General features: G+C 37.9%; 26 protein-coding genes. 10 read left to right on the plus strand and 16 right to left on the minus strand.

The features are described 5' to 3' along the window. Positions 1-142: 142 nt before the first annotated feature. Complete coding sequence (metA, locus tag LC040_08970) at positions 143-1,051, plus strand: homoserine O-succinyltransferase (GenBank protein WLR52997.1); 909 nt, start codon at positions 143-145, stop codon at positions 1,049-1,051. A gap of 85 nt (positions 1,052-1,136) precedes the next feature. Here the strand turns inward: metA and LC040_08975 are convergent, their stop codons facing one another. Further along, positions 1,137-1,751: a PH domain-containing protein gene (locus tag LC040_08975; protein ID WLR52998.1), complete on the minus strand. Its 615-nt coding sequence runs from the start codon at positions 1,749-1,751 to the stop codon at positions 1,137-1,139. Positions 1,752-1,840: 89 nt separating this feature from the next. Continuing rightward, entirely contained in the window at positions 1,841-2,044 is a 204-nt protein-coding gene (locus LC040_08980; protein WLR52999.1) for a transcriptional regulator, read from the minus strand. A gap of 232 nt (positions 2,045-2,276) precedes the next feature. On the opposite strand from LC040_08980, the gene LC040_08985 reads away from it, so the two are divergent. Together LC040_08985 and LC040_08990 are read left to right on the plus strand one after the other, a co-directional pair. Further along, a complete protein-coding gene (locus tag LC040_08985; GenBank protein ID WLR53000.1) occupies positions 2,277-3,095 on the plus strand; it encodes an Ig-like domain-containing protein in 819 nt (272 codons plus the stop codon). Positions 3,096-3,728: 633 nt separating this feature from the next. After that, on the plus strand, positions 3,729-3,884 hold the full coding sequence (locus tag LC040_08990) for an aspartyl-phosphate phosphatase Spo0E family protein (GenBank protein ID WLR53001.1): 156 nt from the start codon (positions 3,729-3,731) through the stop codon (positions 3,882-3,884). Positions 3,885-3,932: 48 nt separating this feature from the next. Here LC040_08990 and LC040_08995 read toward each other — a convergent pair whose 3' ends face one another. Both LC040_08995 and rraA read right to left on the minus strand, forming a co-directional pair. Further along, entirely contained in the window at positions 3,933-4,088 is a 156-nt protein-coding gene (locus LC040_08995; GenBank protein WLR53002.1) for a hypothetical protein, read from the minus strand. Between the two features lie 217 nt (positions 4,089-4,305). Then, the gene (gene rraA, locus LC040_09000) at positions 4,306-4,818 is read right to left on the minus strand and encodes a ribonuclease E activity regulator RraA (protein WLR53003.1); all 513 of its coding nucleotides are present in this window, start codon (positions 4,816-4,818) and stop codon (positions 4,306-4,308) included. A gap of 145 nt (positions 4,819-4,963) precedes the next feature. Here rraA and LC040_09005 point away from each other — a divergent pair, with 145 nt between their 5' ends. Continuing rightward, positions 4,964-5,248, plus strand: a complete 285-nt coding sequence (locus LC040_09005; GenBank protein WLR53004.1) for a hypothetical protein — start codon at positions 4,964-4,966, stop codon at positions 5,246-5,248. A gap of 83 nt (positions 5,249-5,331) precedes the next feature. Here the strand turns inward: LC040_09005 and LC040_09010 are convergent, their stop codons facing one another. The 3 genes from LC040_09010 to LC040_09020 form a co-directional block, all read right to left on the minus strand. Then, positions 5,332-6,765, minus strand: coding sequence for an NAD(P)/FAD-dependent oxidoreductase (locus LC040_09010; GenBank protein WLR53005.1), 1,434 nt, complete (start codon positions 6,763-6,765; stop codon positions 5,332-5,334). Positions 6,766-6,986: 221 nt separating this feature from the next. Further along, the gene (locus LC040_09015; GenBank protein ID WLR53006.1) at positions 6,987-8,996 is read right to left on the minus strand and encodes a methyl-accepting chemotaxis protein; all 2,010 of its coding nucleotides are present in this window, start codon (positions 8,994-8,996) and stop codon (positions 6,987-6,989) included. Between the two features lie 199 nt (positions 8,997-9,195). Further along, on the minus strand, positions 9,196-9,783 hold the full coding sequence (locus LC040_09020; GenBank protein WLR53007.1) for a hypothetical protein: 588 nt from the start codon (positions 9,781-9,783) through the stop codon (positions 9,196-9,198). 465 nt (positions 9,784-10,248) lie between these two features. Here LC040_09020 and cspD point away from each other — a divergent pair, with 465 nt between their 5' ends. After that, the gene (gene cspD / locus LC040_09025; protein WLR53008.1) at positions 10,249-10,449 is read left to right on the plus strand and encodes a cold-shock protein CspD; all 201 of its coding nucleotides are present in this window, start codon (positions 10,249-10,251) and stop codon (positions 10,447-10,449) included. A 111-nt stretch (positions 10,450-10,560) separates the two neighbouring features. Beyond that, positions 10,561-10,821, plus strand: a complete 261-nt coding sequence (locus LC040_09030) for a DUF2564 family protein (GenBank protein WLR53009.1) — start codon at positions 10,561-10,563, stop codon at positions 10,819-10,821. 36 nt (positions 10,822-10,857) lie between these two features. Here the strand turns inward: LC040_09030 and LC040_09035 are convergent, their stop codons facing one another. Both LC040_09035 and LC040_09040 read right to left on the minus strand, forming a co-directional pair. Further along, positions 10,858-11,034 carry a zinc-finger domain-containing protein gene (locus tag LC040_09035; GenBank protein WLR53010.1) on the minus strand — a complete coding sequence of 59 codons (177 nt, stop codon included), beginning with the start codon at positions 11,032-11,034 and terminating at the stop codon, positions 10,858-10,860. A 36-nt stretch (positions 11,035-11,070) separates the two neighbouring features. Continuing rightward, positions 11,071-11,727 carry a ribonuclease H family protein gene (locus tag LC040_09040; protein WLR53011.1) on the minus strand — a complete coding sequence of 219 codons (657 nt, stop codon included), beginning with the start codon at positions 11,725-11,727 and terminating at the stop codon, positions 11,071-11,073. Positions 11,728-11,905: 178 nt separating this feature from the next. Between LC040_09040 and LC040_09045 the strand changes: the two genes are divergently transcribed. The 3 genes from LC040_09045 to LC040_09055 all read left to right on the plus strand — a co-directional run bounded on the left by LC040_09045 (position 11,906) and on the right by LC040_09055 (position 14,003). Further along, the gene (locus tag LC040_09045) at positions 11,906-12,589 is read left to right on the plus strand and encodes a queuosine precursor transporter (protein ID WLR53012.1); all 684 of its coding nucleotides are present in this window, start codon (positions 11,906-11,908) and stop codon (positions 12,587-12,589) included. Positions 12,590-12,672: 83 nt separating this feature from the next. Continuing rightward, positions 12,673-13,083, plus strand: coding sequence for a reverse transcriptase-like protein (locus LC040_09050; GenBank protein ID WLR53013.1), 411 nt, complete (start codon positions 12,673-12,675; stop codon positions 13,081-13,083). Beyond that, complete coding sequence (locus LC040_09055) at positions 13,080-14,003, plus strand: DMT family transporter (protein WLR53014.1); 924 nt, start codon at positions 13,080-13,082, stop codon at positions 14,001-14,003. The genes LC040_09050 and LC040_09055 overlap by 4 nt, the downstream gene beginning before the upstream one ends. A gap of 60 nt (positions 14,004-14,063) precedes the next feature. On the opposite strand, the gene LC040_09060 is transcribed toward LC040_09055, so the two are convergent. The 6 genes from LC040_09060 to LC040_09085 form a co-directional block, all read right to left on the minus strand. Then, a complete protein-coding gene (locus tag LC040_09060) occupies positions 14,064-14,201 on the minus strand; it encodes a hypothetical protein (protein ID WLR53015.1) in 138 nt (45 codons plus the stop codon). A 74-nt stretch (positions 14,202-14,275) separates the two neighbouring features. Further along, on the minus strand, positions 14,276-14,785 hold the full coding sequence (locus LC040_09065; GenBank protein WLR53016.1) for a hypothetical protein: 510 nt from the start codon (positions 14,783-14,785) through the stop codon (positions 14,276-14,278). 204 nt (positions 14,786-14,989) lie between these two features. Further along, entirely contained in the window at positions 14,990-17,854 is a 2,865-nt protein-coding gene (locus tag LC040_09070; GenBank protein WLR53017.1) for an S-layer homology domain-containing protein, read from the minus strand. Between the two features lie 579 nt (positions 17,855-18,433). Then, positions 18,434-19,264: a sulfurtransferase gene (locus tag LC040_09075; GenBank protein WLR53018.1), complete on the minus strand. Its 831-nt coding sequence runs from the start codon at positions 19,262-19,264 to the stop codon at positions 18,434-18,436. Between the two features lie 37 nt (positions 19,265-19,301). Continuing rightward, on the minus strand, positions 19,302-19,583 hold the full coding sequence (locus tag LC040_09080; GenBank protein ID WLR53019.1) for a DUF2533 family protein: 282 nt from the start codon (positions 19,581-19,583) through the stop codon (positions 19,302-19,304). Positions 19,584-19,686: 103 nt separating this feature from the next. After that, positions 19,687-21,006: a LysM peptidoglycan-binding domain-containing protein gene (locus tag LC040_09085; GenBank protein WLR53020.1), complete on the minus strand. Its 1,320-nt coding sequence runs from the start codon at positions 21,004-21,006 to the stop codon at positions 19,687-19,689. Positions 21,007-21,201: 195 nt separating this feature from the next. Between LC040_09085 and LC040_09090 the strand changes: the two genes are divergently transcribed. Beyond that, positions 21,202-22,086, plus strand: coding sequence for an NAD(P)-dependent oxidoreductase (locus tag LC040_09090; protein ID WLR53021.1), 885 nt, complete (start codon positions 21,202-21,204; stop codon positions 22,084-22,086). A 40-nt stretch (positions 22,087-22,126) separates the two neighbouring features. Here the strand turns inward: LC040_09090 and LC040_09095 are convergent, their stop codons facing one another. Then, positions 22,127-22,840: a CBS domain-containing protein gene (locus LC040_09095; protein WLR53022.1), complete on the minus strand. Its 714-nt coding sequence runs from the start codon at positions 22,838-22,840 to the stop codon at positions 22,127-22,129. Between the last annotated feature and the right edge of the window lie 2 nt (positions 22,841-22,842).

Below are 22,842 nucleotides of genomic sequence, written 5' to 3' on the forward strand. Positions count from 1 at the left end.
AAATCTTCTCTATCATACATTTGATTTAATCATTTTTAATGAAACAACGAAATTATGAAAGAAAATCATTGAACAATTGTCGGAATGTTTCTATAATGATGAATCATACGCAGAACGAAATTTTAAATAGGGAGTGAGACCTTTGCCGATTAATATTCCTTCCCATCTACCAGCAAAAGAAGTATTAGAAAAAGAAAACATTTTCGTCATGGAAGAAGAGCGGGCATACACACAGGACATTCGTCCATTAAATATAGCGATTCTCAATTTAATGCCACAAAAAGAAAAAACAGAAACACAAATCCTCCGCTTGCTGGGGAATTCTCCGCTGCAAGTGAACATTACCTTGCTTCATCCGAAAACACACCGCTCAAAAAATACAAAACAAGAGCATTTAAAGAATTTTTACCGGACAATTGATGAAGTGAAGCAGCGTAAATATGACGGTATGATTATCACTGGTGCTCCAATTGAGCATTTAGAATTTGAAGCAGTTACCTACTGGGAAGAACTAAAAGAGATAATGGAATGGACGAAAACAAATGTTACATCAACACTGCATATTTGTTGGGGCGCACAAGCAGGGCTTTACTATCATTACGACGTACCCAAATACCCCCTGAAAGAAAAATGTTTCGGAATCTTTCCACATCGCACCTTTAAAAAGAAAACCCGTTTATTGAGAGGGTTTGATGATTTGTATTTCGTCCCTCATTCACGTTATACAGAAACAAAGCTTGCAGATGTTGAAGAAATCGACGATTTAGAAATATTAGCAACAAGTGAACAAGCAGGGGTTTGTCTCGTCGCATCGAAAGACCGAAAGCAAATCTTTTTAACAGGTCATCCTGAATATGACGTTGATACATTGAAGGAAGAGTATGACCGAGACATTCAAAAAGGAATTGATATGAAAACACCTATTAACTATTATCCAAACAACGACCCTTCACAACCGCCTATGAACTTGTGGCGCTCACATGCAAACCTGTTATTTGTAAACTGGTTGAACTATTACGTTTATCAAGCAACACCTTATGTATGGGAATAGATTTCAAGCCAAAACGTTAATATCGTTTTGGCTTTTTTATGTAAAAAGCACCCCTGCTTATACGCAGAAGGTGCTGTTAGTCAATCTAATTATGAATATATCGTTCATAGATGTTGCCAAAATCTTTCACATTATATTTTTCTTTATTTTCAACGAACCAAGCAAAGGCAATTTGATTGATTTCTCTGAATTCTTCATACAAATGAGAACCGGTTCCTTCACTGCGAGTTAATGTCGATGAAGCTAGTTCAACACTTTGGGTTGCATAATCAAGATAGGACTGATTGTCACGTTGAATTTCAGAGATTTTCAGTAATGATTTATATAAATCTTTTAATTCGGCAATATGCTTTTTATGTGCATCAATTGAGAAGCTCTCATTGCCCATTTTAAACTTAATTTCAATGTCTAAATCAATGGTACCAGCTGTTTCAAGGGCAACACTAGAAATTTGGTTAACATAATATTCATAACGGCGAAGCGTCCGTTTTTTGCTCGTTGCACTTTCACCATCAAGATGGATTAAAGCTTTGTTTGTAAAGCAATATTCATCTGCCTTAGATTTGATTAAAAAATAAATTTTCTCATCATCTTCATGCATCACATAGTCGTCAGTATCCACTTTATCATAGTCCTCTGGCCCAATGACGCTTCCGATATCGCTTAGTCCCAATGCATCTGAGGCGATTTTTTTAAACAATATACTCAATCCTTTCCATCTTAATATTAATCGTTTCAAATAAATTGTAACACACCTTTTTCACAAGATGCTAAGCTGCCCTTTTCCTTCTATGAAGAGAACGGTGCACAGGAGAGAATGTTCTTCATTTTGAATGTTCGCGTTGCTTTTCTGAGGTAACAATACCCTCTCACATAATCGTCAGTGACTTCATGAACTTTAATACGTCTTTTCGTAAAAAGATCCGCATCAGACTGGTAGATCAACTCACAAACGATGCCTTCTTCTAAGCAATATTGCAGCACTTTCCTCATGTACGCCGCCCCCTTTTATTCCCATTGTATTCACTGTATGAAGGAATATAAGAAAAAGACGCACAATAAGTTATTCATCCCTCCACCCTACTTTTGAAATGAACTTTTAAGAGGAGAAATTCATAACATAATCAGTGCTTTGTGTAGATTACCCATAAGCTACCTGTATGGTAAGCTTAACGTAATAGATGGTAATAATTCCATAATAAGTATAGTAATAAGAGGTGAATATATGTTAACACGTTTTACGGCCGTACTGTTATTTGTCGTCGCTTTCTTTCCCCTTATTGTAACTGCTGCCTCACCATGGGATGAAACGAACGTACCAACGAATAAAATTTGGACAATCGAGTTCAACACAAAAATGAAAGAAAGCACGATTAATAGAAACAATATTTATGTAACAAACGAGCATGGGGACACTCTTTCAACGATTGATGTTTCTTTATCAGATGATCAAAGCTTTGTTCGCGTCAGCAATTCCTCTCCTTACAATAAAGGTGAAACCTATCGCTTAGTTATTACGCAGAATGTGAAATCAGATGCTGGAATAAACCTAAAAGAACCGATTGAAATGGTTTTTACAACGAGAAAAGATACAATCAATAACTCAAGAACCGCCCCTGCAACGATCGGAGAACCTTTTGTAATTGGCAGTGGGGCTGTTTCCTATGAATTAGAGCTAACTGAGCTTCTTTCAGGTGAAGATGCTTGGCAGAAAGCTTATGAAGCAAGTCCTTATAACGAACCGCCCGGCGCTGGGAAAGAATATATATTTGCTAAGTTCAAAGTAAAGCTACTTACAGCAGAACGCTCAAAATATTTTAGCTATCATGATTTCACGATTGTTTCTAAGCAAGGAAATGAACTGAAGCGTCCTGTCTTATACCGAATGGAAGACCGCTTTGCTAAGGATTTAGAAGCTGGAGATGAATTTGAAGGCTGGATTTTTACTGAGGTTGATAAGACAGACAATGCCCCCCTTCTTCAATATGAAGATCACTTGACTGACTTAAAGGCTGATTTATGGTTTAAACTACGAAAGGAATAATTAAGAAGGTGAAGCGTCTCAAAGCTGTGAAACGCTTCACCTTTTTATTACTATTTAATGTTTCGAAAGTAAACAAATTGGTTATATTAATAAAACATCCCTTTCATAGTATGTTATTTACATAATGTTTGTCATATCTTTTGACATAAAACGTCGAGATACGACTTTACTAAACCGATAACCCTCATAATTTGTAGGGTTAATGTCACTTTATTTAACATGTAAACTGTGGTAAAATATTTTTAAGAATTTTCAATCAATTATCACAAAACGAATTTATAAAGGAGGAAAAACTTTTGAGTGCAATTGAAATGTTATTAGCAAATGTTGGATTCGGAGCTAGTTTTATCGGACTAATGGTTCTTATTTCTTCTTCAGATAAGCTGCTAAATAAAGAAAAAAAATAAAACTCAACTTACCTCTATCCTATCCTATTCTCTTCTCTACTTCTAATAAACTCCATGCTGACCTTAAAACAAAAAGATGAAGCGCACAAAATGTATTGGGCGCTTCATCTTTTTACATTTTATTGAAAAATATATTTACAACGATAATACTTTATTGCATAATAATGATAGTCATTCCATATTTAGACAAGCTTCTACAAAATCAAAAAGGAGTTTATTTGTAAACATGCGTATTAAGTGCAAAGAATTGCTCGAACAAATTGAAGATAAACGAAAAGAAATGCTTGAAGCTGCGAAAACAACTGGATTCCTTTCCGACCTCACCCTAAAATGCAGCCAAGAGCTTGATGAATTATTAAATAGATATCAACAAAACATGTGAAAGACAAGTTCAGGCAGGCGATGAACGCTCATGCCTTTTTTTGTGAATTTAATAGATAACTCCCTTTAATTGAACTTGAAACTCTCCTTCTTTCATTGCTGCTATTTTATGAATTTGCTGAAACGCATCAAGCATACCGCCAGCTTCGACGCACTCTTCACGATCTGAAAGTTGGTCCTTAATAACAAACACGTACTTCCTCACGCCGTGTCACCTTCCTATTGTCTAAGAATTTATGTGATTTCTTTCACAAGTCATCTCTAAGAAAAAACCGTATCTACGGTGAGGTAATTCCCATTCTTTTATTGACTTAATCCTATTATAGCGTTTTCATTTCAACATGTGTTTGACAATTATGTGAAAGTGCTTTCAAAGTTGGTTATATCCAAAAATAAAAGCCCGGCAATCGCCAGGCTTACGCTTAAGCTTCCATTGTTTGTTCTGATTCTTCTTCCTTCATCAATGGTACCTCAGAAATAACAATGCCATCTTCATCGGCATATACATATTCTCCAGGATTCCATGTCACGCCGCCAAACTTCACTGGTACGTCAATATTGCCTTCGCCTCGTTTTTCACTCTTTAGTGGCATTGTTCCAAGTGCAAAAATCCCAACCTCTAATTCCTTTAATTCACTTGAGTCACGTACACATCCGTTAATAATGATTCCTGCCAGCCCTCTTTCAACTGCAATATCACCAAGACGATCCCCTAATAATGCGCAGCGGCGAGAACCTCCGCCGTTTACAACAACGACCGAACCCCGCGGGGCTGTTTTTAAGCGTTCTTTAACAAGCACATTATCTTCAAATACTTCTACCGTTGTAATTTTCCCAGAAAAAGCTTGTCTTTTCCCATAAGACTGAAACGTAAGTTGACACACCGATAAATCCTTTGCATAGTCATCACATAAATCAGCAGTTTTAACCGTCATACTATTTCCCCCTTTGTGTTCTCATTACATTTACTACGCTGTCAATTCGTCAAAATCCTCCTTTTTCTGAAAATTCACGAATTAGACGTATCTTCTTTATTCACGAACATTTGATTTGATAAAATAAAAAAAGGGGGAGATAACGATGAAAAAAACGACACGTGAACAATTAAAACAACACTATTACGAAAAAATCGCTGAGCTTGAAAAGCTAATGAAGGAAATCAATACAATGGGGGATGATCTTGCAAATGAAACAAGACTCATTACACTCCGCCTATATAAAGAGCAAAATGATCAGCTAGAAGAAATTCGAAAATATTTTCAAAGTGTAAATATGCCGGAAGAAAATAATACGAATGAAGCAATTCTTTCAGTTGCATTAGATCGCTTCTATAAATTCACGAAAGAACTTCATGATGAACATTAAGAAAGTTGTATTGCTACCCTTTTATTGCAGTTGATAAGCTTAAAAAAGGACAGCTTCACCAATGTGAGCTGTCCTTTCCTCTTTTATTGTAAGGTGGTGATGACATTTTGCGCAATCCATACACCGCATGCACTTGCTTGCGCAAGCCCGCGCGTTATTCCTGCGCCATCCCCACCGACATATAATCCACTGATTTCTGATTCGAACTTTTCGTCTAGCTTAGGTCGTGCTGAGTAAAACTTAGCTTCAACACCGTAAAATAATGTATGCTCACTCGCAAGTCCTGGCGAAACATGATTTAATGCTTCTGTCATTTCAATAAGCGATTTCATCGTATTGTATGGCAGAACAAGTCCCAAGTCGCCTGGAACTGCTTCTTTCATTGTCGGTTCTAAGAATCCCTCACGAATCCGCTTATCTGTGGAGCGCCGCCCCTTTAAGATATCTCCATACTTTTGAACAATAATCCCACCGCTTGATAGTCGGTTTGCAAGTGAAGACACTTCATGGGCATATTCATTAGGCTGGTCAAAAGGATCAGCAAATTTATGAGAAACTAACAAAGCAAAGTTCGTATTTTGGCTACCAAGCTCTGGGTCTTTGTAAGCGTGACCATTAGCAAGCATTGTACCTGAGTGATTTTCAACGACAACATGACCTGACGGGTTACTGCAGAATGTTCGGACTCGCGTTCCGACACTTGTATTGAAAATAAATTTACCCTCATATAAATGCTCGTTTATTTCCTCCATTACGATATCAGATGTCTCTACACGAACGCCAATATCAACTTGGTTATTCAGCATTTTCAAGCGGCGTTTTTTTAAGATTTGTGTTAACCACTTCGAGCCATCGCGTCCAGGTACAACAATTACTTTTTGCGCATGCATTGCTTCTCCGTTTTTCAACTGCACGCCTTTCGCTACATGTTTTCCATCTTCTTTTTCTGTAATTAGGTCTTCGACTTCTGTTTTGTAGCGCATTTCTACTTTGTCTTTTAAATATTCATAAATAGATTTTAAAATTTCAAGGTTTTGCTCTGTCCCTAAATGTCGTACTTGTGCTCGTAATAATTTTAACCCAGCCGCATAACCACGCTTTTCAATTTCTTTTACCTTCGGTGTAAGCGGGTCTGTAATTGATTCTGTCGCACCGTGCTCGAGGTTAATTTGGTCAACATATTTAATTAAGTCAACAACTTGGGAGTTTGATAAAAAGTCTGTCATCCAACCGCCAAATTCACTTGTGATATTGAATTTACCATCGGAATACGCGCCAGCTCCGCCAAATCCGTTTGTAATCGAACAGGCAGGCAAACAGCCTGCAAATTCTTTCTTTCCTGCTGCAGGCGGACACTTTGAAACTTTCTTTTCAAGAATCGGACAACGTCTCGTATAAATATCATGACCTTTATCAATTAGAAGCACTTTTGCTTCCGGTTTTTTTAATGTTAATTCATAGCATGCAAAAATTCCCGCCGGACCTGCGCCGACCACAATTACATCATAGTTGCTCATTTCGATTCCCCCATCAAAAAATACGAATATTTAGATGATTGCTAATTTTTTTATTTGTAATGAACACCATGGAATAATATATCAAAATTGCATCGTAACGTCAATGGAAAACACGAACATTTTCGTCTAGTTATTTTATAACATTCGTAATTAACTTCTCTAAATAAAAACACACCCCCTAAAAATAGAAGGTGTGTCAGAAAATCATTAACTTATTGAATTTAAATTGAAACTTTTTGAATCAACCTACTTAGCTCTTCAGTGCTTTCCGATGTTTGCTCAGAAATCTGTTTGACAGTTTCATTATCTTTGGTAAGTTCTTTATTTCGTTCAACTATTGTTTCAATGCTTTCGTTACTTTCGTCTACAAGTGAGCGAAGCTGCTTAAGGAAATGATTCGATTCAGCAACAGAGTGATTAACATTTTCAGCAGCCCCTTCTACATGCTTAAGCAGTTTCAATATTGATGTCGCATCACCTTTATATTGCTCAGATACGCTTCCAAACTTATCGAAATCTGAAAGAACCTCAGTTTCTTGGAAATTAAGCAATGTCTCTGTATGCGTAATTAATTTCTCTACTGCTACAACCACTTCTTCTGTCACACTCTTAATGTCATATACAGATTGAGTCGATTGTTCTGCGAGCTTCCGTACTTCTTCAGCAACGACAGCAAAGCCCCTGCCTTGTTCACCAGCTCTAGCTGCTTCAATTGAAGCATTTAACGCCAGCAGGTTCGTTTGGTCAGCAATATCTGAAATAGCATTAGAGAGCTGGCTAATCTTATTAACTGACTTAGCCGTTTCAATTGTACCCGCCATTTCATCGATTACTTTCTTATAAATGGTTGAAGCTTTCACTCGTGATTCATGAATATCCTTTTCAAGCACTGTAGCCCGGTCATAGATATCTTTGACCATCGTTGTCCCTTCATCTACTTCTTGAACAAGCTCTTCAAACTTATGAATAACTTGATTCAGATTATTCGAAACATTTTCCGTAGAACTTGATACTTCGCCCAATGCATGACTTAGACTTTCCGTAGATGTAAACGTATCTTTGGAGTGATGAGAAACGAGTTCAGCCGTTTGAACATTAATTTCCATGTTATGCTTCGCATCTGAGATCTGCGTCTGAACGGAAGTAATTAATTCACGAAATGAACGCCGCAAATGAATGAGTGATTTTGCCATATCCCCAATTTCATCTTTCCGCTTTGTCACATGAGAAAAGTCATTCGTTTCCTTAAGCTGATAATCTGCTGTTAATTGAATAAGGTTCAAAATGTCTTTTACAGGTTTCGTAATGACACGGGCCATGAGAATTGAAATAATGATAGCCCCTAATATACTTAACGAACCAATCAGTAATAAAATGCCTGTTGTCTGCTTAGCAGGCGCACTAATATATTCCTCAGGCACTTTACTTACAAACTTCCATCCATCAGTTCCATCAATTTCTCTGAAAAAGTTTTGTGTTTTCACGCCTTGAAATTCATAAGGAGAAACACCGCTTTTTTCTTTTAAAATCGTGTCTGTCACGTTCACAACTTCCTGCGGGATCCGTTCACTTACTTTGCGAATGTTTTCTTTTAAAATAAAATCCCTATCCGGGTGGGCGATAACAAGGCCGTTTTTATCTACAATATACGCATATGCACTCGCATGATCGAATCCATACGGTTTAATTTGTTCACTTACTGTTAAGAAATTAATCGAACCTCCAATAAAACCAATCACCTTATCACCCTTCTTAACAGGTGCAGTAAAAACAGAAATCGGATTGTCCGTATTTCGGCTAATTACTGGATTAGAAATAACTTGCTTACCTGCCATTGCATCAGCAAAATAATCTCTATCCTTTAAATTCACATTCTTTCCATTTGGCAGATATGCAGTTCCATCTGCTTTTACAAAAAACAGGTCTTCAAAAACCGGAAAAAGATCGATACGCTTTGCAAGAACTTCCCGCTGCAACGCAACATCATCTTCTAAAAACGCTTCATTCGTTGAAATTGTCTTAATAATATCAAGATAATTCTGGAACGTTAGTGTTAAAAGTCCTGTATTATGTTCAACTTTACTCATGGCATTTTCTGAGATCGTTTGGTAAAACGTTTTATAGACGATGTGATTCGTCGTCACGATCACTAATACCATCAGCACTGTTACAAACAGCACATTCGTTCCTACAAACTTAAATGCAATTCCTGTTTTTCTTGTAGCTTTCATCCCAATAACCCCCATAACCCATTCTCAATCTATATCTACTTATTTAATTAGAAAAGTATCGTTCATTTCTTTCATAAATTTTTGAAATTTTATTACAATTTTGTGACTTTAACCCATTTGTATAGTAGATTTGTTACTTTATTTAGTAAAAATGTCGTTATTTCTACAAAAAAATAAACCAACACAATGACGTGTTGGTTTATTGCAACGGGTAGTCACCCTCATTATTTATTTTTGTTTGCTTCTGGTTTTGTAAATCACGCTGTGCTTGATCAATGATTTCTTGAATACGTTCAAATGAATAATCATCATCTGGTAATTCTTGATCATACGCCTGGTAAAACAAAATCGAAGCGTAACGCAGCTGTCGATCAGTTGGCGCTGGATTTGTTATCTTTTTTTTTTCGACTTCATTTGAAAGCTCTTGAATGACATACTTCGCTTCTGCTTTACAGCAATAATCGATGTCATCAATGTCCAGTTCGTTTATCAGTTCATCGATTTCTTCCATTTGCTCTTTTGTAGGCGGTGTTGATAGAACTTTTTCAATCGTTTCATTAATTTTATTTGAAAGCTCTTCATGAAATGCAGGATTTGAGCGCATTTCTTGGTCAATTTTTTCGAACCATGCAGCATGCTTCTCAGAATACGTTCGCCAATGCTGAATGAAGGAATCTGTTGAATATTTATTTTCATCCCAATCAATCTGGTTCATATATTGTTCAAAGCTTGTCGTAATCGATCTTGTAATACTAATTTTAACTCCTTGCGGAAGACTTTCAAACATTGAATTTAAACCCCCAATACCGTTCAATCTTACATCTTCATGGTTTATTTTATTCTATCATAACAAATTTTTTGTCGAACTGGGTAAAATATAAATTATTAAAAATAAGAGGATAACAAAATCATCATACACTATGTGTGAAAGCTTTGCAAAAATTCCTTAAAACTTCTTTCATTCTCCTACAAAATCTTTATTTTCCACCTTATTTAAAAAGCTCAAAACATTTAGAAAACAGCTACTTCGATTCCCTTGACTCTCATTTTTTCATCATGTATATTAGAAGCAACAGATAACAGCCGACGTGATGTGTTGGATGTAGATTAACCCGCATGTTCATATGCTGAGTTAACAATTCAAGTCCGCACTTCTTTCGGAGATGCGGCTTTTTCACGTTCAGGCTTGTCATTTGTTAATATTTTGTAAGACGCACAACATATGTGCTGTTTTTTAGGAGGAAAAAGAAACATGCAAAACGGTAAAGTAAAATGGTTCAACGCTGAAAAAGGCTATGGCTTCATCGAAGTTGAAGGCGGAGACGATGTATTCGTACACTACTCTGCAATCGAACAAGAAGGCTTCAAAACTCTTGAAGAAGGTCAAGAAGTTTCTTTCGAAATCGTAGAAGGTAACCGTGGACCACAAGCGGCTAACGTAACAAAACTATAAATTGAAATTTAACCTACACAAGGGGCTGTCAATTGGCAGTCCCTTTTTCAATGTTAAGGATGTATAGGAATGATTTTCTCTAGGCAAATTAAGCCTGGAGGTGCAAAACAGATGACAAAACGAGATGATGGTATTCAAAGTGGCTTCAACCAACAAGAACAAGCAGAGATGGCTGTGAAAGCGGCACAGAAAATGGTCGGTTCTGCCACAATGAGCATGGAACCCCGCGCCCTTCAAGCCGCCACTGAAGCAATTATGCAGGCTCAACAACAGCTTCACTCATTAACTGCAGAACAATATAAAGGGTTTGTTTCTCAACAACAAGTTTTCCTTAACCGCTGTCAAGAACAATTAAATGAAGCTCAGCATTAAGTAAAAAGCATGTGACGGGTAATTGTCACATGCTTTTTACGTTAACTTCTTTCCATATTGTTGTATTTTTTCACCAACTGTGCATTGTTTAATACAAAACCTTAAAGCCTGTTTTCGGCCATATTCTTTACTGTGATGAGCCCTTAGCAGACAATCTGTACAGTATGTGTCAATTAATTCTGTTACTTCTTCGATGATTTCCTTACGCTTCATTCTTTCTTACTCGCTCCTTCCAATTTCATCTACCATTTATTCGATCTCTTGTTCGCTTTCAATATCAATATTTCGAAGTGCTTGACTTGCCAGTTGGTCCGCTTCTTTGTTATCTTTTCGCTCTAGCAGTTCATACACAGCAGAGAGCTTCATCGACGCAAGCTTTTCCTCAATTCGGTCAATCCACCGATTATGTTCTTCATCATAAACTGGCCATTCTCCTGCAAGCTGCTGTAAAACAACTTGAGAATCTCCTCGAATTACAACAGACAAATGATGCACGTTTAGTGCTTCAAGTTCCAAAACCGCCAGCCAAAGTGCTGCATATTCTGCTTCATTATTTGATGATAATTCGTCAAAACGGCTGTTTTTTCGAATACGGTGTCGTTTACTGCCTTGCGTGTAGTAAACAACAATTCCGACACCCGCTTCAGTCGTTTCCTTCTCATAACTACCATCAAAATACACTACCAAATCATGCGGTTCTTTATCAAGCTCTTTTAAGAAACGTTCTAGGTTCTTTACAGTCCACTGCTCGTTTTTCTCATCAATTAACTTAAGTGATTTCACGCGTCCTGTCCGCTCAATGTCCTTTGCCAATTTAAGCGCTGATTGCGCCTTCATTTCTTCACTTTGAAATACGGTTTGAGGACCCTTCGGCGCTTTATATAGCCATTCAATTTTTATTTTCATCGCTTTAAACCCTTCCCTTATTTATACTATTCATATGTTTGGTTTGCACCTCTAATACGTGCCTATTCTATTGCATTTTTCAAACATTAACACTATAATAATAAACTTGTGGAAAATTTCATAGCAGGCGGTTCGAAATCTCCCGCGTTATCAAAACTATTTTCTTGGAGGTCTTTTCATGTTTAATGAATGGTTATGGCTTGGATTTGCCATTGTAAACTTTTGTTTTATTTTAGCGGCCTATCAGCTTTTCGGCAAGAGTGGACTGTTTGGCTGGATTGCCCTATCTACCATTTTGGCAAATGTACAAGTCGTTAAAACGGTTGAGTTATTTGGTATTATTGCCACTCTTGGTAACATCATGTATGGAACTGGCTTTTTAGCAACTGATATTTTAAATGAAAAATACGGACGAAGAACAGCCCAAAAAGGCGTAGCGATTGGTTTCTTTTCTCTGCTTGTCATGACGGTCCTTATGCAGATTGCAATCCGCTTCGTTCCCCATGAATTTGATGTTTCTCAAGAGGCTCTTAAGACGATTTTTGGTATTCAAATTCGTGTTGCAGTGGGAAGCCTTGCTGCATATTTAATTAGTCAATATGTAGATGTACGTTTATACAGCTTATTAAAAAATAAGTTTTCTTCTAATCGTTACCTTTGGGTCCGCAATAACGGCAGTACAATGATAAGTCAGCTGCTTGATACGCTTATCTTTTGCACAATTGCATTCCTAGGTGTGTTTCCGACCAATGAATGGGTGATGGTTGTCTTGTCTACTTATGTAATTAAATGGCTTGTGGCCGTTTTAGATACACCATTTTTATATATTGCTAAACAGTTGCAGCCGAAACAATGGGATTGAAGTTATGCTAAAAACTTCTAATGCCTTCATCCCTTATGATACAATACAAATTATCTGACAATAATGTAAATGGGGTGTACGTGTTGCTTGAAGTCTATATTGATGGTGCCAGCGCAGGAGACCCAGGACCTTCTGGAGCTGGTATTTACATAAAAAGCAGCGCTATTCAACAACGACATTCAGTACCACTTGGAACAATGTCAAATCATGAGGCCGAATATTGGGCTTTGATTAAAGCACTTGAAATTTGCTTAGAGCTTAATGATTCGGTTATTTCAGTTCGAACAGACTCGAAATTAATTGAACAAGCGGTTGAAAAGCGATGGGCAAAGAATAATCGTTTTGTACCACTTCTTGAAAAAGCTTTACTTCTTGCAGATCAGTTTGACCTCTTTTTCATAAAGTGGATTCCAAGTAAACAAAATGGTGCCGCAGACGAACTTGCAAAGCAAGCTGTTCAACAATGTAAAGAAGAAATGAGAGAAAACGAATGAAGAAAACAATATTAGCCGATGTTTGCTTACTACTTGTTGCAGTCGTCTGGGGTGCTACATTTGTCATTGTACAAAATGCAGTGGCTATTCTTGAGCCCTTTACCTTTAACGCAGTCCGCTTTGGAATTGCAGCCCTTTTTCTTTTCCTTTGGACATGGTTATTTGCACGAAAGCAATTTAAACAACTGAACAGAAAATTGGTGTCAGCAGGTCTTATTATGGGTACATGGCTTTGTGCAGCCTATGCGTTGCAAACATTCGGTCTGTTGTACACAAGCTCTTCAAAGGCCGGATTTATTACTGGGTTAAGTGTTGTGCTCGTTCCACTATTTGCTTATCTCTTTCTGAAACAAACGCCAAAACCAAATGCTATCACAGGTGCTTTGCTTGCTACATTTGGGCTTTACTTATTAACATTAGGGGATACCTTTTCGGTCAATCAAGGTGACTTACTTGTCTTCTTCTGTGCCATTTCCTTTGCCATGCATATTATCGTAACAGGAAAGTATACGTCAGCCTACCCGACACTACTATTAACATCTGTACAAATTGCAGTTGTATCAATATGGAGTGCAGTTGGCGCCTTGTTTGTTGAACCATGGCAAATGGCTTTTGACCTTGAGGTGATTGCCCATACAGATGTGCTGTTCGCTCTCATCATTACTTCTATCTTTGCAACCGCGCTTGCATTTTTGGCACAGACAAATTTCCAAAAATACACAACACCCGCTCGTGTTGCCTTAATCTTTGCAATGGAGCCTGTGTTTGCTGCGATTACTGCATTTATTTGGGCAGGTGAACGATTAACATCAAAAGCACTTGTTGGCTGTCTGCTTATCTTTCTTGGTATGATTCTCGCAGAGCTACCACAAAATGTTTTCGCCACCACAAGACGAAAGAAAAACAGTTTATATAGGTAGAAAAACGTCTAAGCAATAAAAACCCACAGCCATCAAATCATTTAAGCTGTGGGTTTACGTTTATTCGCTTTGCTTATTTTGCATTTTTTCAAGTTCCATTTCTGCATAAGAAGCAGAAACACCATCTTTCTTCATTTCCATCTTCTTTGCATTATTATTGCGCTGTGCATTTGGGTTACCTTTCTTTTGTCTACCCATTTTTCGATATCCTCCTTGTGTATTAAAAGTCTTTCCACCTTAAATTGACTCTATAAACAAGGAAATATACTTACTTACAGCGTAATATTTGCGACGTTATCTTTTCCTCGAACGGCTTGTACATTTACTGTCTTATCAGCGTATTTCTTTTTAAGCTTTTCAGCATAGCTTTGGGCAAGTTGTTTTGCTTGCTGGTCAGTAATTCCTGCTTCTAAGATAAGCGTCCCATAAGCGGTATTCTCTTTCGTATAAACCTTCCCATCAACAACACCCTTTTCTTTCTTGATCGCTGTTGTTAGATCCGTATCTTCATTATTTGCCGGCTTTTGTTCTTTTGGCTGTTCTTTTGCAGGCTCTTGCTTTGTTCCTTTTTTATCGTCAGATTTGGGCTGCTCTGCTGAATTTTTCTTATCAGCTTCTTTAGCCTGTCCCTCTTTTTCCACCTGGTCTTTAGGCTGAGCATCTTTCTCTGCGTCAGTCTGTTCTTCCACTTGTTTGTTTTCAACTTCCTTCTCTGACTCTTCTGTTTGTGAACAGCCTGCAATTAATGAAGCCGCAAGGAAAAGTGCTACCCAACGTTTCATGACCTTCATCCTCCTCTAATAGTCCCTTTAATTATTTACCATTTATAATATTCGGTCTCAGTTTCTTATTATGACCGTTTATTCCCATTTTTGATTTGTACTGTTAGTGTAAGAATAACTTGGGTTACCGTCAAGAATTTTGCATTTAAATTATACAAAAAAAGCTCTGCCTGCAATAGACAGAGCTTCCTTTATAAGGTCAGCTTATTTTGTTGAAGTTACTGATTCAACTTCAAGCTTAAGACCTGTTGTTTTGTTACCTTCCATATCTGCTACAACAGCTTCTTGGTCCACTGTGTCACCTTCAAATACTTCCTCTTCTGTTGTAAGTGTAATTGTATTCGTTCCATTACCTTCAACAGCTGTTACTTTGTTGTCACCATCATTCACAACAAATGTACCGTTGTTTACCCATTGTACTGCTTCATCAAATACGATTGTTACTGTCTTTCCGTTAGCAGTAACCTGTTTTACATCATCTTCATCTTCCATAACAGATGGTGCGATTTCATCAACAATTACCTCTTGAGCATCTTTGTCAAGTGTAGAGCCATAACGGTTTGTTGACTCCTCACCAACTGCAACTAGTTTGTATTGGATATCTTCTGGAGACATTACATCTGCTGATAAGTCTTCAGCAAGAGTAAACTTCACTTCATCTCCATCAACTCTTTCAACGCTTGAAACAGCAATTGATTCGCCGTCATCAACCAAGCCATCTCCATTAGCATCTGCAAATACAGCAAAGTCTTTAAGCTCGATATCTTCAAGTGAACCATCGAAAGTCACTTCTAGTTCATCTTTTGCAGTAGCTGTAACTTCTTCAAAGCCAATTTTCTTCGTGTCTGTTCCTTCAATTTCTTTTGAAGCGCCGATTGCAGTATAGTTACCAGCTGCATCTGCTGCACGAGCGATTGTTAGTTCATTGTAGTTTGAGATATCTGCACCATCAACAGTGATTTCAACTGCTTCACCATTTTCTACTGCGTCAATTTCTACGTCTACATCACTCTCATCAGCTAGGTCTTGAAGGTTTTGACGAGCTACTTCTGTACCTTCTTCATTTGTTTCGATAAGGTCATAGATACCTAGGTCAAGAACAGAATACTTACCATCTAGGTCCATTTTTTCGCTGTAACGAACAATGACTTTGAATTCTTTATCGTCTTCTTTTTCAAGAAGTACTTCATCAATTGTTGGTGTATCTTCATCTTCAACTGTGAAGTCTTTTGTAACACTGCTCATTTCATTGCCTTCTGTGTCTTCTACACCCTCAACAACGATTGAATAGTCGCCATTGTCAAGCTCATCATCGAAATGAACAACAACTGTGTCACCATCTTGAACGATGCGGCGAATTGCACCTTCTACTTCATCGCCATCAGCATCAAGGATTGTATAGTTATCCTTGTCTTCAGCTGTATCTTCATCTACTTCTTCTGTAAATGTAAGTGTTGCTTGGTCTTTTGTTGCTTCGATTTCATCAATTTCTGGAGCTTCTTCATCGCCTTTTACTTCAACTGCTGTACGAATATCATCAGCATTTTCGTTATCCCAAAGGTCAGAAACAGCACCTTCTTTTACATATACATATGCTGTACCTTCAGGCATTTCATTTTCATCTGCAAATTCAAGTGTTAGCTCGTTACCGTCAACCGTAACGCCGCCTTCTTTTACTTTGTTACCTGTGTTTGTATGATAGAAGTTTTCTACTGCATCATCTTCAAGTTGGATGTCTTCATTGAATACAAGTGTTACTTTGTTTGGCTCTGCGTCTTTGTAGTCGACAACTTCTGGAGCCTCTTCATCTGTCATCACATCAACTGTTTTTGTTACGGGAACAAGGTTAAAGCCAGCAAAGTCTTCCAGGCCGTTTTCTACTGAAAGGCTTAGTTCGCCTTCATCGAAAGAACCGAATACTTTTACATTTGCTTCTTTTCCGTTCTTAAGTACATCAATTTTGTCTACTGTATAAGATTTGTTGCCAACTTTGATTTCGAATTCATCTTCATATTTGCTATTTGCAACATTGTTATCATCAGCTTCGAAGTTCATTGGCTCATTAAACATTAATTTAACCGTGTCTTTTCCGACAACTTTTACATCTTCAATTTCAGGGATGCTGTTGTCGAAGAAGTTTAGGTCGAATTCAGCTTCTTCACCAGTTACAGCACTGTCAACTGTAATAGTTGCATCAGTTTGGTTAGCTGCAGCTTCTTCTAATGTAAGTGTTGCTGTTTTGCCATCTACATCAACGTCTTTGATGTCTAGTTCGTCACCATCAGTATCTTCAATTTCATAGTTTGCTGGGTCTTTTGCTTCATCTTCATCGTAATTTTCATTGTTAAATGTTACTTCAACCTGCACAAGGCTTGTTGCTTTTGCATCTTCTACAACAGTTGCGCTTGGTTCTTCAGGTTCTTCTGGCTGTTCGTCGTCACCAGCAATTTCTGTTTTATAAACAAATGCTGCTACTTGAGCACGTGTTACGTTTGCAAGTGGTGCAAATTCGTCTTCTTTCACGCCATCAACAATACCAGCATCGTAAAGAGCTGCAATATATTCTTTCGCCCATGTTGCACCTTCAAGGTCTTCAAATGGGATTTCTGCATCTTCAGCTGCTTTAATGTCATATGCTTCTGTAATCATTTTAGCCATTTGAGCACGTGTAAGTGTTTCGTCTGGACGGAATGTACCATCTTCAAAACCGTTGATTACACCTTCTTCAACAAGTGCTGACACATAATTTGCATACCATGCATCTTCATCAACATCTGGGAAGCTCACTTCGTTTGTATTTTCAACATCAAGCTCTAATGTCACTGCAAGAATTTTTGCAGCTTGGGCACGTGTAACATCTTCACTTGGACGGAAGCTGCCATCTTCAAATCCATCTAGTACATCTTTGCTAGTAAGATAGTTTACTGCATCATAGAACCAATCGTTTGATTGTACATCTGTGAAGTTTGATTCAGCATTTGCAACAACAGGAGCTACCGCAGACGCTACAACTGCAGTGCTGATTGATGCTGCCATAAATTTACGTAATGATTTTGGTTGGTAAGACATAGAAGAATTCCTCCTAAAAAGGGTAAAATATTTTATTTAACACATCTCCTGCTCTCTTTGTTTGTGCAGGTAGATGATGTTCACAATTTCTTGCTTAACTAGTAAAACATGCTATGTTCATATGTTTCAAGAATCAAAGTTTTCCAATTTCTAAATCCACCTCAATTATTATCCAAGGAATATGTTGTTTTCATATCCTGTGAATGTAACAACTTACATCTTTTATTAAAACGCTAAACATTCAATGGTTCAAGGTGAAATGTTTTCCAATGATTCCTGTAATATGTATAGCTGTTAATGAACTTGCGTAATTAACTATAACGCTGACAAAAACAACCTTCAACACGTAAAGTTTTCCAGTAAACATTCAACCCATAAAAACCAGCACTGGAAACGAACAATTCCTGTTCCTATTTTCACCATTACCTTTCGATAAATCTCCTTAAACATGTGTCTGTTGTAATATTTATGTAATTTTTTCAGCCAATAAAAAAAGCCGCCCGTGTGAACGGACGACTGTATTTAACTTACTTGGAATAATTTAAAATTGTAATCCCTTTGTAACATTGTAAAAGTAGATTATTTACCAGTTTCTACCGGATTATCTTCATATGAAGACCAATCACTCCAGCTACCAAGGTATAATTTAACATTTTCAAAACCCGCTTCTGCTAACCCAATAATATTCGGACAAGCGGATACACCTGATCCACAATAAACGATCTGTTCTTCCCCTTCACCAAAACCACGATAGAAGTTAGATAGTTCGTCTTTTGTCTTCCATGTACCCTTTTCATTGTAATTCTGTTTCCAAAACGCATTCACTGCGCCAGGAATATGACCTGCTTTTTTATCAATTGGCTCTTCTAAGCCTGCGTAGCGTTCAGGACTTCGAGCGTCAATTAAAACAGTTGAAGCAGGTCGTTTTTTTACTTCTTCTATGTCTACAACCAAATCAGATTGAATGTTCGGCGTAAAGGTCTTCTTCTCAACGACAGGGAAATCTGTATTTGTTGGATAGCCTTTACGGTTCCATTCATTAAAACCACCGTCAAGAATAAATACCTTTTCATGACCTAAATATTGAAGCATCCACCAAAAGCGTGCTGAAAACATGCCGCCATCTTCATCATAAGCAACGACTGTAATCGTTTCATCAATTCCTGCTGCTGAAAGTTTCTCAGCGAACAAGTTGATTTCAGGCAACGGATGTCTTCCGCCATGCTTTTCTGCTGGTCCAGACAGGTCTTTCTCGAGGTCAAAAAACAATGCCCCAGGAATGTGGGCTTCAATATATTTCAACAGGCCTTCTTTCGGCTCTCCTAACACAAACCTTGTATCTACCACACGAACATTCGGATCTTGCAAATGCTGATTAAGCCAATCACAATCGACGATTGCTTTTCTCATTTCCCTGCCCCCTGTTCATCTATTCGGTCATACACTATTAATCTTGTCCATTTTCTTCACGTTCTTTTAGGTTGGAAACATATTCCTCTAACATTTCTGTTGTAACGAGCTTCCGAAGAGGCGTAGGCCCTGTTTTGGCCAATTCATTAATTTGCTTTGTGATATCATTAATTGTATCAACCGAGTATGGCTCCCCTTTTTTACAAAGAAGAACAGCTTCATCAATCGCTCTTTCTCGCTCTTCTTCAAGAGAATGAAACATTTTCACTTTTTCATGCTGTGATTCGGCATGCTTTGTAATTGACTTATGTACGCTCATGCTCAAGCACCTCCATTTTTCTTCTACATGTTATTATAGCACGAGAAGTCCTTCCAGCATGGAAAAGGTGTGCAATCATAATTAATTTGCACACCTTTTGTACTTAATTACGGCCTGCCGAAACAGCAATTTGTTCTTGATGATACAAATCTAGCTTTCCGTCTTTATGCCGCGTACTATTTTTAAAATGCAAATCAAAATGCCCGTTATAGTCATTGTCTTTAATGAACTCAATGTCATGCGGCATTGATGCCATCGAAGCAGCAACCCTTCGACCATCAACTTCTACGATTACAGCACGTGTATTCCAGCTATATTCTCCGCCCCAAACTTCCTTTATAATTTCAGCATCTTTGCTTGTAAGCGGCTCTGAGTCAGCGTGGTTCGCCCCGATCGTCCGTTTAATCATAAAGGTTGTGCCAGTTTCAAAATCCGTTATTTTAGCAACTTTTCCAATTGGAAATACATATTGTGCTTCAGTCCACCAATCTAGTTCTTCTCCATAATCTGCTCCTGCTGTTTGTTTAACTGGTACATTGTGGACTGGTATTTGAATTTCCTGACCTACTGATAGAGAGGTACTTTGAGAAAAACCGTTCACTTTTAACAATTCACTCATCGGAATACCAAATTCAATGCTGAGGTTCCAAATTGTATCGCCTCGTTTAATATTATAGGAGTCGTACGTGACTGATTTCTCGATATTTTTTTGCTTAGGTTCACGTTTCGTTTCCTCTTTTGGCTTAGGTGTTGGTTCTTTTTTAGGTTTTGTCGGTACAGGTGGAGCTGGGTTTGGTTCTGGCTCTTCAATTTGAGGTGCTGGTTTCGGTAATTGAGTAGGTGTTGATACGCTGCTGCTTGGAATCACTAAAGTATGACCAACATATAACGCATCAGAAGTAAGATGATTGGTTTGCTTAATTTCTGAAACGGTTGTGTTAAACTGTTGCGATATTTTCCAGAGCGTGTCCCCTTTTTGCACAATATATGTACGGCCTGTAGTCGGTTTCACTTCTTTATCAAAAGTTTGTCCGCTAGATTGCTTTTGAGGCAGGTTCAATACTTGACCAACAAAGAGAGCCTGGCTGCTTAAGCGATTCGCTTGCTTTAACTTTGTTGCAGTTGTGCCTGTAGCAGCTGCAATCGTCCATAATGTATCGCCTTTTTTCACAATATACCGGGTATCGTCGGCATAGATTAACTTGTCCCCAACATAAAGCATATCTGAGTGAATACCATTCAACGTCCGTAATGTTGAAACAGACACCGAAAACTGTTTACTAATTTTCCATAACGTATCGCCTCGTTGGACGGTATATGTCTTTGTGGCAGCATTTGTAGGAGTTGTAAATAACGTAAATGAAAGTGCAGCTGTTGTAAGAAAGATGCCAGCTTTTTTTACTAATGTTTTTTTCTGGGTCATTTGGTGTTTCCCCCTTGTTGTGTTCTACTTTGACAATTTTACAGTATCACTGCCAATTAGCATTATGCAATACCTTTTTTCTACAAATATTAACAATTTGTAGGACATCTACAAAATTTGATTTTAAAAAAGGATTTAACAGATTAATCTCGAATTGTTTATATACCAAAATCTGCGAAATAGAGGAGCGATATCATGAAAGTCGGTTTTATCGGATTAGGTAATATGGGACTTCCAATGGCAAAGAACTTAGTTAATGCCGGCTATGAAGTATACGGCAAGAATCGAAGCAGAGGAAAAGAAGAATTATTCGAACAAGCAGGCGGTAAAACAGGCCTTTCACTTGCGGAAATGGCCCAAGAGCTTGATGTTATTCTTACGTGCTTACCACTACCAGAAGATGTCGAAAATGTCTATTTTGACGATGAAGGCCTAATTGCTCATGCACGAGAAGGTCTTATTATCGTTGATCATAGCACGGTTGCACCAGAATTAAATCGGACAGTGGCGCAAGCTGTCGAAAAAAAGGGTGCAGCCTACTTAGATGCACCGATAAGCGGTGGTAATTTCGGTGCTGAAGATGGGACATTGACAATTATGACAGGCGGTAAGAAGGAAGTATATGAACAAGTACTGCCGTTATTTGAAGTAATGGGAGAGAATATTTATCATATAGGGGATGTTGGCAGCGGTTCCGTTGTAAAGCTTCTGAACAATCTAATGGTCAGCTTTCACACGCAAGCAGTTAGTGAAGCAGTTGCTCTCGGTAAGAAGATGAACGTCGATACCGATCTCTTATTTAATATTTTAAATGCCAGCTATGCCCAAAGCCGTATCTATGAACGCCATTATAATAACTTTATTGCAAAGGATGACTTTACAGCCGGTTTTGCAATTAAGCTCCTACATAAAGATATGAAGCTTGCCGAGCAAATGGCCGACAGAGCTGAGATGGACTTACCAATCGGCAAACAGCTTACTTCACGTTTAAAAGCAGCGATGGATGATGGCCTTAGTGAGGAAGACATGTCTGCACTCTATGTATTAATGCAACGCGAAAATGCCAATATTGTAAAGTGAACAAAAGGCCCCGCTCAATTGGAGTAGGGCCTTTCTTCTTTTAAAAACGTAAACGAACCATATCAAATGGGGTGATAATACCAAGCAGCCGTTCATCCGGCCTACCGTTATCGGTAATCAATACAGCTTCAAGACGAACACCATGTCGTTCCAAATGATGATAAAAAAGTTCACGGATGTCATATACATTTTTCGACTTTGCCATAAATGTATAGTTTTTAATATTTTTTTCGAAGTTTAACACATCTTTTAGTGTAATTTCGTTTAATTGACGGCATTTTTCAAGATCATTGACAAACCAGCGAGTAATACCTCGGTCTGTAATTAACCCTGTACATATTCCATTTTGCATCACAGGAAATTGGGAAAAGCCAAAAATCTTAATACCGTCCATTAATTCCTGCACAGTTTGAGAGATGTCAAAGGTAACGACATCTCTTTCAAAAATCGGAATTAACGTTTGTGGCTCTGTCAGCTGAGAAGCAATATATTCAAGCTTCTCAACGACAGAAATATGCGGGTCAGCAATAACCCGCTCTGGAAAATCTCTGTCATGCACAATTGCATTTCGCAAATAGGAATATTCCTTCAAATCATCCTTAAAGTGCATCACAATGCCATTCTTTTTCTTAGCCATGTCGACCAATCGAAAAAAAGGTAAATATTTATTCATACCGACAATTAATTCTAATTCTTTTGTGATTGTATTGTATGCACTTAAGAATCGCTCGGCATTCGTTCTATTTTCAGCCAAAC

Source organism: Bacillus tianshenii (assembly GCA_020524525.2).
GTDB lineage: Bacteria > Bacillota > Bacilli > Bacillales > Bacillaceae_N > Bacillus_AV.